6 protein-coding genes are annotated in these 6,799 nt (G+C 39.6%); 2 read left to right on the plus strand and 4 right to left on the minus strand.

Going from position 1 to position 6,799, the window contains the following annotated elements:
• Nucleotides 1-16 precede the first annotated feature (16 nt).
• Together nagB and nagA are read right to left on the minus strand one after the other, a co-directional pair.
• Nucleotides 17-754, minus strand: a complete 738-nt coding sequence (gene nagB / locus EP737_RS14625) for a glucosamine-6-phosphate deaminase (protein WP_129728709.1) — start codon at nucleotides 752-754, stop codon at nucleotides 17-19.
• Nucleotides 754-1,944, minus strand: coding sequence for an N-acetylglucosamine-6-phosphate deacetylase (gene nagA, locus EP737_RS14630; RefSeq protein WP_129728710.1), 1,191 nt, complete (start codon nucleotides 1,942-1,944; stop codon nucleotides 754-756). Before nagA ends, nagB begins: the two co-directional genes overlap by 1 nt.
• Nucleotides 1,945-2,209: 265 nt before the next feature.
• Between nagA and nagE the strand changes: the two genes are divergently transcribed.
• Together nagE and EP737_RS14640 are read left to right on the plus strand one after the other, a co-directional pair.
• Nucleotides 2,210-4,147: an N-acetylglucosamine-specific PTS transporter subunit IIBC gene (nagE, locus tag EP737_RS14635; protein WP_129728711.1), complete on the plus strand. Its 1,938-nt coding sequence runs from the start codon at nucleotides 2,210-2,212 to the stop codon at nucleotides 4,145-4,147.
• Nucleotides 4,148-4,274: 127 nt separating this feature from the next.
• Nucleotides 4,275-5,255: a sugar ABC transporter substrate-binding protein gene (locus EP737_RS14640; protein ID WP_129728712.1), complete on the plus strand. Its 981-nt coding sequence runs from the start codon at nucleotides 4,275-4,277 to the stop codon at nucleotides 5,253-5,255.
• 566 nt (nucleotides 5,256-5,821) lie between these two features.
• Here the strand turns inward: EP737_RS14640 and EP737_RS26915 are convergent.
• Complete coding sequence (locus tag EP737_RS26915; RefSeq protein WP_165350807.1) at nucleotides 5,822-5,974, minus strand: SH3 domain-containing protein; 153 nt, start codon at nucleotides 5,972-5,974, stop codon at nucleotides 5,822-5,824.
• Between the two features lie 97 nt (nucleotides 5,975-6,071).
• Nucleotides 6,072-6,799: HNH endonuclease (locus tag EP737_RS14650; protein WP_165350808.1), on the minus strand; the 728-nt coding region annotated here is incomplete at its 5' end.

Below are 6,799 nucleotides of genomic sequence, written 5' to 3' on the forward strand. Positions count from 1 at the left end.
GCTTATTTCTCTCCTTTTAGGGGCTTACCAGCACACCTGATAAAGCCTTCTGGTCTGCTATAATTGTAACATGACTATGTCTTTTTAACACAGAGGCAGGAAAGTCCTCACTTATTTCTCCATGAAGTAGTTTTTGCATGGCATCTGCTTTTTCTTCCCCTGATATTAAGAGCAAAATTTCCTTACTGTTCATAATGGAGGAGATTCCCATTGTAATGGCGTGTGTTGGCACATCGTCTAGTGTGTTAAAATAGCGAGCATTCGCTTTTCGCGTCGATTCTTCTAATGTAACGATATGGGTAGCTGATTGAAAAGATGTTCCTGGCTCGTTAAATCCAATATGCCCATTTTGCCCGATTCCTAATACTTGAAGATCAATACCGCCTAACGCTTTAATAAGCCGATCATACTGCTCACACTCATGATTGTAATCAGCTGCAAGTCCGTTTGGAAGGTAGGTCTGGAATTTTGGGATATCAATATGATTAAATAAAGCCTCTGCCATATAATAGTGATAACTATTTGGATCTTGTTCTTTCAAACCGATGTATTCATCTAGATTAAATGTTGTGACATGTTGATAAGAGGTACCATTTTTTTGATGATCTTCAATTATCGCTTCATATAAGCCTTTTGGTGTACCTCCCGTTGCCAGTCCAAGATTTATCCGATTTTCTTGTTTCACTTTATGAATGATAATCTCAGCAGCCTTTTGGCTCATTTCCTTATAATCTTTCACTTGAACAATTTTCATTATTTTTCCTCCTTTTGATAAGCAAGCTTTCCGCGGCAAAATGTCATGACAACTTCTAAATGCTCATCTACTATCACAAAGTCTGCATCTTTTCCGACAGCAATGCTTCCTTTTCGGTCAAAAATATTCAATTGTTTTGCAGGGTTAACAGCTGTCATTTCGATAATATTTTCTAGTCCACAATGTGTATAAGAAATCACATTTTTGATTGCATCCTTCATCTTTAAAATACTGCCTGCGAGTGTTCCATCTGCGAGTGTTGCCTTTGTATCATCCACACGTACTGCTTGTCCGCCTAAATCATATGTTCCATTTTTTAAGCATTTTGCACGGAGTGAATCTGTAATTAAAATCATGCGTTTACTCGTTTTTTGTTGATAGGCGAGCTGGATCATTTCAGGTCTGGCATGAATACCGTCAGCAATGATTTCAGTAAACAGCTCATGGCGTAATAATGCGGCACCAAGGACCCCTGGTTCACGATGATGTAATCCGCGCATGCCGTTAAAGAGATGGGTAACATGCGAAGCACCTGCATGAATTGCTTCATCAACCTCTTGATAGGTTGCATCAGAATGGCCAATTGAGGCTGTGACGCCCGTTTGTTTTAAGTAGGAAGTTAATGCTAAACCATTCTTTTCTTCAGGAGCTAATGTAACAAGCTTAATATGCCCTTTTGCTAGCTCTTGCCATCTTTTAAATAAGTCGAGATCAGGTTCTATAATGTGATCAGGCGGCTGGGCTCCTGCGCGTTTTGGGGAAATAAACGGACCCTCTAGATGAATGCCTACTATTTCTGCCTTTCCTGCTGCCTGCTTTTCCTCGATAAATTGCGCCGCATTTGTTAATGCTTTTTCGATAGCATTCTTCGTTTGTGTCATTGTGGTAGCGAGAAAGCTGGTTGTTCCTTCCTGAGGAAGGGCAGCTGCCATCGTTGCTAGCGCTTCTTCGGTTGCATCCATGGTATCCGCACCAGCAGCACCGTGAATATGAACATCAATCATGCCTGGGAGTAAACTGAATCCTGGAGAAAGGGTTATTTTCCGAATGGTATCTTCCTCTATTAGCTCATTTATAGGTCCAACTTCAACAATTCTTCCATTGCTTACTTTGACATAGCCGTTTTCATACGTGTGATTTTCTGCATAAACGGTTATATTACTAATAATAAATTCTTCACTATTAGACATCGTTTAAGCTCCTTTAATTTTTGTAAATGCTTGATTACAGTGTACACAAATAAAATATAGTTGTCTATACCAATTTAGTTGTTTTTTTAAGCGGATTCAGATAAAAACCCGGAATTTTTAAAGGGATTAACGTAATGATTAAAGGAAGAGAGTTATTTATAGGGATATTTTTCTTTTAATTTGGTATAGACAACTATATTTATAGATGCTAGTATGTATTCGTGGAAAGCGTTTTCCAATATTATCGTCAAAGGAGCCAAAATCTATGTTGAACTTCTTACAAAAGATTGGAAAAGCATTGATGCTACCGATTGCTGTGTTACCAGCGGCAGCATTATTGCTTCGTTTAGGACAAAAAGATCTATTAAACATTCCATTTATGGCATCAGCGGGAGATGCCGTGTTTGCAAATCTAGCGTTATTATTTGCACTTGGAATTGCTGTTGGGTTGGCGAAGGATGGGAATGGCGCAGCGGCACTTGCGGGAGCAGTTGGGTACTTTGTACTCACAAAAGGAACGGCTGCTATTAATGAAAACATTAATATGGCGGTTCTCGGGGGGATTATCTCCGGGGCGGTTGCCGGTGTCTTATATAATCGTTTTCATGATATGAAGCTTCCTGAATGGCTTGGATTTTTTGCTGGGAAACGTTTTGTTCCGATCATCACGTCACTTGTCATGTTGATATTAGCTGGAGTGTTTGGTCTTATTTGGCCGCCTATCCAATCGGGCATTAATGCGCTTGGCGACTGGATTACGGGGGCAGGGGCATTAGGAGCAGGGATTTTCGGATTATTAAATCGACTACTGATTCCAATTGGTTTACATCACGTACTAAATAGCTTAGTTTGGTTTGTATTTGGTGAATATCATGGGGCAACAGGAGATTTAAATCGCTTTTTTGCAGGGGATCCGACTGCGGGGACCTTTATGACAGGCTTTTTCCCAGTCATGATGTTTGGATTACCTGCTGCCGCCTTTGCGATGATTGCCGCAGCGAAAAAAGAAAGAAGAAAAGCAGTTGCCGGTATGTTAATTGGGCTTGCTTTTACCTCCTTTTTGACAGGGATTACAGAACCGATTGAATTCTTATTTATGTTTACCGCACCAGTGCTTTATGGAATTCATGCTGTTTTAACAGGCATCTCTATGGGGCTTATGGTAGCTTTGGGTATTCATCATGGCTTTGGGTTTTCAGCTGGCGCACTTGATTACGTTCTAAATTTCGGAATCGCTCAAAAACCATTATTAATCTTACTCATTGGTGTGATCTATGCAGTACTCTATTTTGGAATTTTCTATTTCTTAATTAAAAAGCTTGATATTAAAACACCTGGACGTGAAGAGGAAGTTGAGGAAGATGAAGCTGGACATGAGGCGGTAATTCAGACTGGCGATAAACATACAGACATGGGGGCCTATTTTATTGAAGATCTTGGCGGAAGGGAAAATATCACATCTATAGACAATTGTGCAACGCGTTTGCGTTTAACTATAGCTGATATGACAAAAGTAAATGAAGCAGCGTTGAAAAAGCATGGCGCTCGCGGTGTTATGAAGCTGAATAAAGAAAGCCTGCAAGTTATTGTAGGAACGAACGTTCAATTTGTTGCAGAGGCAATGAAGCAGTTTGCAAAAGGTGGGGTCGTAAGGGAAGAGACTATGACTGCTAGAGAAAAGAATACTGCTTCTGTTCCTAGTAAGGAAGATATCACTAACCTAGGAGAAAATGACTTTATCCTTCCTTTTTCAGGGAATGTTATGCCATTAAGCAATGTGCCTGACGAAGTATTCTCATCGAAAATGATGGGAGATGGCTTTGCAATTGAACCGACTAATGATATTTTAATTTCGCCAATCGATGGTGAGGTTGTAAATGTCTTTCCAACTAAACATGCTATTGGTTTAAAAACAAAGGATGGATATGAAATTCTCATTCATATTGGGCTAGATACAGTGAAATTGGGCGGTGCAGGCTTTACGGTGTTTGTCGAGGCTGGTCAAAAAATCAAAAAAGGTAAACAGCTTATAAAAATTGACCGTGCTTATTTACAACAAAACGCCCCTTCTATTGTGACGCCGATTGTGTTTACAAATTTAACAGATGACAAAAAACTCAACTTGCAGAAATTAGGGGAACAACAACAAGGAGCAACAGGCATTATTACTATTTCTAATAGAGAAGCAGTAGCTAATTCTTGATGTTTTGAAATAACGACTATGTGACCACTGACCGCACAGGCGGCAGTGGTCATTTATTAGCAAACAAAAACAATGGGTTGTTTTTGTTTGGGAGATTTATGGCACCACACTATGGGGAGGAAAAACTGTGAAAAAGAGCTGGATAGTCTCTCTGGCTTGTGCTATCCTTTTCCCTGCTTTCATCGGCTATATGGGAAAATCTTTTGAAAAAGATGATCGGCCTAAAGTTGTTGTCATTTTGAAATCTTTAAACACGGATTATTGGAAATCTATGAAGGCAGGGGCGGATAAGGCATTTGCTGACTTTGATGTAGATGGAAAAGTGATAGCACCTGCTTCCGAATATCGAGTCACAGAACAGATTGCTATGTTGAAAAATGTTCTGGAACAACAGCCGGATGCACTTATTGTTGCTCCGAGTCAGCCATCCGCTGCTATTCCTGTATTGGCGGAATATCACAAAAAACACATTCCTGTATTGCTTGCAGACACGGACGCTGAATGGAAAGACCAAACGACTTTTATTGGGACAGATAATTCTACATTAGGCAAGAAGGCAGGAGAGTTATTAGGCTCACTTCTGTATCCTAGAGATCAAATAGCTATTATCGAAGGAACATCAGTCAGTACGGTTACGAGTGAACGTGTAACAGGGGCAAAGGAAGCGTTAGAAGCTGCCGGAATTGAAATTGTCACGGAACAGCCTGGATATGATGAATTCGGGAATGTGAAGTCAGTAATGGAATCTATTTTGCAAGCTCATCCTGATATTAAAGGTGTATTTGCTACTGATGACACCATAACTCTAGCTGCGTTAAAAGTAATCGAAAAAAGGGGTTTAAAGATTCCTGTTGTGGGGACGGATGGCATTAGAGACATGATAAAATCCATTCAGGCAAGAAGGATAAATGCCAGCGTAGCGCAAAACCCTTATGATATGGGATATATAGGGGTGGAGCAGGCACTAAGAGCAATCAACGGTGAAACTGTCGTAACAAGGATTGATAGTGGAGTTGATATCATAACCACCGATAATGCAAAAGAGAAATTGGAGTTTCTAAAAACAATATTGAAGCCAAGATATGGACTACTACAAATTATCCAATGAGATGTACTAAAAATACGTACAAGCAATGCTTTACTGCAAACGACTTGCAATTTTGCGCAAGTTCTATGGGACATGAAGTACTTTAATTGAAAAATAAAAAGATAGTATGATATTCATACGTAAAAGGCTCCGGTATTTCTGGAGCTTTTTTCCCACTTTAAGAAAGGATAAATTTCTAATCGGGAGACCATTCGACATAGCGAGAAATTTTATTGATATAGTATTCAGTGTGGCTATGCCTCTATCCTCGCCAATCAGCGAGTTTTTTAGGTTTGTGGCTGTTTTCTGTGAAAGCCTCGTTTCTGAAGAATGATCCTTTAACGAGTCCCGTCGAAAAATTAGTGTTTTTGTTATAATGTGTAACGGGTTTCATATCGCTTTATTTATGAATATGAAAGGTTTGCTAGGCAAGGCTTCTGCCTGATTTTCTGCGTAAGTTACAGTACGTGTATTTCTTGCATATGTCCCTTTGACTAACAGATAGACTCGTCTCTAAGAGTATACATTTATAAAAACAAGCGCAAAACAGCATCCTGATGGAAGATGCTGTTTGGATAAAATATATTCTACAGAATTCGTACATAATCTGCCGAAACCCAGCCGGAAATACTGTTTGCTGATATGTGATACCAACCATTTCTTGTTTCTGAGATAATAATAGTAGTTCCAGACTGCAGTGTTGTGATGCGCGAGTTGGTAGTACCCGGCGCAGTACACACATTTAACAGATTTCCCGGAAAGAAGTCCCCTCCTCAAGGAGTGAGAAGGGCATCGCCCAACGATTAGGTGGGGGATGAATTTCCGGTAGGCATAAGCCTACAAAACTGAGAATTGCCAGTTATTATTATGGCAAATCAATTCTAAACGACTCAAATTCACCTGTTTATAAGATTTGCCTGGAACCGTAATGTAATCTCCTTGTATGTTTTTCACATAACAACTTTGCCCACTAAATCCACTAATCCAACCAACTTGTCCAAACACACAAACTTTGTCATTCAAATGCCAGGAACCAACTGATTTTGTATTCTTTTCATTGCGTGTAGCTGTTCTATTCTTCTCTTTTCTGCCCTTACGTGCAGTTGCTTCATGTAAAGAGCGTTTTTTCTTTCTAAATTGTTTGATGTAGAGAACATGATCCGTATTTTCTTCGATGTTTGTTATCCCTGTAGCCGCAACGGCATCATGATAATGTGTTTTTTCCAGTTGAAGTTCTTTTCTTCTTGGTGTAGTGATGCTGCCATATGTAATGTGAGCATCTAAATACTGATCAAATACCCTTCTACGAAGGATGTTCATAAAGGGTCCTTCTTTGTAGCGTTTGGTTTTCTTCTTCTCAACCATCCACTTCCAAAGAATGTTACCTTCCTGATGATTCTCATGGGTATGGCAAGTTGTGCAAACAGTAATTAAGTTGGATGCTGCATTGCTTCCATCATGGCTTCTATAGATGATATGGTGCGTTTGTAAAATGCTACCTTTTTTCTTACAGACTTGGCAAGTGTAGTTGTCTCTTGCAAAGACAAAATATCGTACATCATAAT

Source organism: Ectobacillus funiculus, from assembly GCF_004138295.1.
In the GTDB taxonomy this organism is placed as follows: Bacteria; Bacillota; Bacilli; order Bacillales; family Bacillaceae_G; genus Ectobacillus; species Ectobacillus funiculus.

Excerpts from the sequence above, each read along its gene's own strand:
- nagE (WP_129728711.1), top strand. The coding sequence starts at position 2,210 with ATGTTGAACTTCTTACAAAAGATTGGAAAAGCATTGATGCTACCGATT.
- nagB (WP_129728709.1), bottom strand. The coding sequence starts at position 754 with ATGAAAATTGTTCAAGTGAAAGATTATAAGGAAATGAGCCAAAAGGCT.
- nagA (WP_129728710.1), bottom strand. The coding sequence starts at position 1,944 with ATGTCTAATAGTGAAGAATTTATTATTAGTAATATAACCGTTTATGCA.